This is a genomic window from Guyparkeria sp. SB14A (assembly GCF_005096345.1).
Classification (GTDB): domain Bacteria; phylum Pseudomonadota; class Gammaproteobacteria; order Halothiobacillales; family Halothiobacillaceae; genus Guyparkeria; species Guyparkeria hydrothermalis.
In genome coordinates this window covers 2,545-5,303 of record NZ_SWAW01000055.1, presented here as the reverse complement: position 1 = coordinate 5,303, position 2,759 = coordinate 2,545, and the positions used below count along the sequence as shown (strand labels likewise).

The 2,759-nt window shown below is 58.0% G+C and carries 2 protein-coding genes and 1 pseudogene; all 3 read right to left on the bottom strand.

The window, feature by feature from the left end; genetic code table 11:
* Positions 1-927 (bottom strand): annotated as a pseudogene (locus tag FAZ79_RS11115) (IS3 family transposase); the annotation flags it as partial.
* 91 nt (positions 928-1,018) lie between these two features.
* Positions 1,019-1,429, bottom strand: coding sequence for a very short patch repair endonuclease (locus FAZ79_RS11110; protein ID WP_136868026.1), 411 nt, complete (start codon positions 1,427-1,429; stop codon positions 1,019-1,021).
* 1,094 nt (positions 1,430-2,523) lie between these two features.
* The coding region (locus tag FAZ79_RS11100) for an O-methyltransferase (RefSeq protein WP_211238848.1) at positions 2,524-2,759 on the bottom strand (236 nt) is incomplete at its 5' end.

Here is a 2,759-nt window from a genome sequence, read left to right as displayed (position 1 = left end):
GGCTCATGCTGCCCACGAGACCGTGGGCCTTGAGGAAGTCCTGCCAGTCGTGACTGCTGAATTGGCTTCCCTGGTCGGAGTGGACGACGACCGGGCCATCAGGCTGGCGTCGCCACACGGCCATCATTAACGCATTCATGGCCAGCTCCCGGTCCATGCGTGGGCGCATGGACCAGCCGATGACTTGCCGGGAGAACAGGTCCAGGACCACCGACAGGTACAGCCATCCCTCGTGGGTGCGGATGTAGGTGATGTCCGTCACCCAGGCCTGGTTGGGGGCGGAAACGTCGAACTGCTGCTGCAAGTGATTCGGCGCCACGACGGCAGGGCGTCCACCACGAAAACCGGGGCGGCGCCGGTAGCCGGTCTGTGACTTCAATCCTTCTCCACGCATCAGCCGGGCCACACGGTGCTTACCGCAACGCTCGCCCAGGTCCCGCAGGTCGTGGTGGATCTTGCGATAGCCGTAGACGCCACCGCTCTCCAGCCAGGATTGCTTGATCACGCCCAGCAGCCGTCGGTCTTCCCGCTGTCGCCGGGAATCCGGCTGCCGCTTCCAGGCGTAGTAACCACTCGGATGGACATCCATCAAACGGCAAAGGCGGCGCACCGGATGGGCGCGTTCATGGTCCTTGATGAACGCGTACCTCACCCGGACTGCTTGGCGAAGTACGCGGCCGCTTTTTTTAATATGTCGCGCTCCTCGGTGACTTCCCGGAGTTGCGCATTCAGGCGGCGGATCTCGTCGGCTTGGGCCTGCTGCTTCTGCCTTTCTTCATCCGGCTGCTGATAACGCCGGATCCATGCATAAAGACTGTGCTGGGAGACGCCGAGATGCTCGGCCACCTCCTTCACCCGGCGGCCTCGTTCGGTCACCTGCTTGACCGCCTCGACCTTGAATTCGTCTGGATAACGTCGACTGCTCATGGCACCTCCTCGGAACCCTCAGTGTGAGGCTCTTGAGGTGTCTAAGAAAGTCGGGGCTATTCAAAGATCCTCGTCGACTAAATCGCAAAATTCACCTCAAGCCAAAAATGTCACGCAATTTTGCGAGCAAAACAGCTCGATCCTTAGTTTCGCACTCCCAGACAACCTCGACTCGCCAACCCAAGCTCTCTAACTCTCCCGCGACGCGGCGATCACGCTCCACGTTCGAACGGAATTTTTCCTTCCAGTATTCCACCCGGGACTTCGGCGTGCTGGTCTTCCCGCATCCCGGATGCCTGTGCCAAAAGCAACCGTGCACAAAAAGCACCACATGATGCTTCGGAAAGACCAAATCCGGCGAGCCGGGCAGATCTTTGCGATGCAACCGGAAGCGCAAGCCCAACGAATGAGCCGCCTTTCTGACCCGAATCTCGGCAGACGTATTCGTGGACGGCACACGGGACATCAGCCACGAGCGTCGATCAGGTGTTAGCCGGTCCAAGCTCCGCCGCCCTCATGACGCCTCAGCGTAGTCTTGCAGCTTCGAGGCAACCGCCCTAAAGATTGCCTCGGACATAAGCGGAGATACGCTGTTCCCGATCATTCGAAAAGAATGCCAAATCGTAGGGTGGAACAGGTGTGCGTCCGGAAAACCTTGCAGCCGCGCCGCCTCGCGCACCGTAATCACCCTCGGCTCTTCCGGGTGAATAGGCCTTACGGATTGATAGGACCCGCGATCAGCCCCGGTACCCGCTCTCAACGTTGGACACAATCCGCTCCAAGCAAGCCGAGGATGTCTGCCCACCTTGTCAAGCTCACCTTGAGAAAGGGCTTTGAACCGGTCGACAACCGCACTAGTGTGCCTCGTCCTAAGGTGCCCCGTGAATCGTCTATCCAAGCGCGACAACGAACTCGCATATTCCGACCGAGCAACAACCTCCGGAACCTCCCAAACATCGAAGCCCCCACAATCCTCCACGCGCTCGGCACCGACGAGGTCGGCAATTGCGTCCCGAACAGTCTTTGATGGCCTTTTTTGAGACTCTATATCTTCTGCGGTCACCGCGTCCCCGAAGTCTCTGTGAACCCCTATCACAAAGAGCCTCGGTCTCTTGGTTGCTGCACCGAAATCGGACGCGTCCAAAATGACCGGCCCGTGTAGCGCGTACCGATCAGAAACAAGACCCATCGCAGATTCGAGCACCTCTATGGAATCAGCGTTTCCCAAACCTCGCACGTTTTCCATTACAAAGAAGACTGGCCGAGCCTCGGAAACCAAACGGAAGAAATGGACGAGCAAGTCTCGACGAGGGTCGTTTGGGTCTCGCTTGCCAATATCACTAAATCCTTGACAAGGAGGCCCGCCAAAAAGACCGAAACGTGAACCGCCAACGGACTCCCTAAGGGCAGCGGCGGTCAAGGACGACACATCCTCCAAGAAAAACTGCGTGTCAGGGAAGTTGCGCCGATACGAAGAGGTAAGAACCGGGTCATTGTCGAAAGCCGCGGCGACCCTAAATCCAGCCTTATGAGCACCTAACGAAAACCCGCCGGTCCCTGAAAACAACTCGATCAGCGGAGGAAGAGCTGGTCCGGTCATGCGGAAATCTGCGCGAACAACGGGAAGTATTTGTAGTACTTCTGGAATGATTGCACTTGCTCATCACTAAGATCAAAGCCCAGGGTTTGGACCTCCTGCCTCGTGATCGGAGCACTTGAGGGAAGAAGCTTCTGTAGGTGCGCCACTTCCAGCAACGTCAAGTTCGGAGCTGCAATTAGTGCCTCGGAAATATAGTCCCAATGCTCGCTTTTCACGAGCTCCTCGGCGCTGC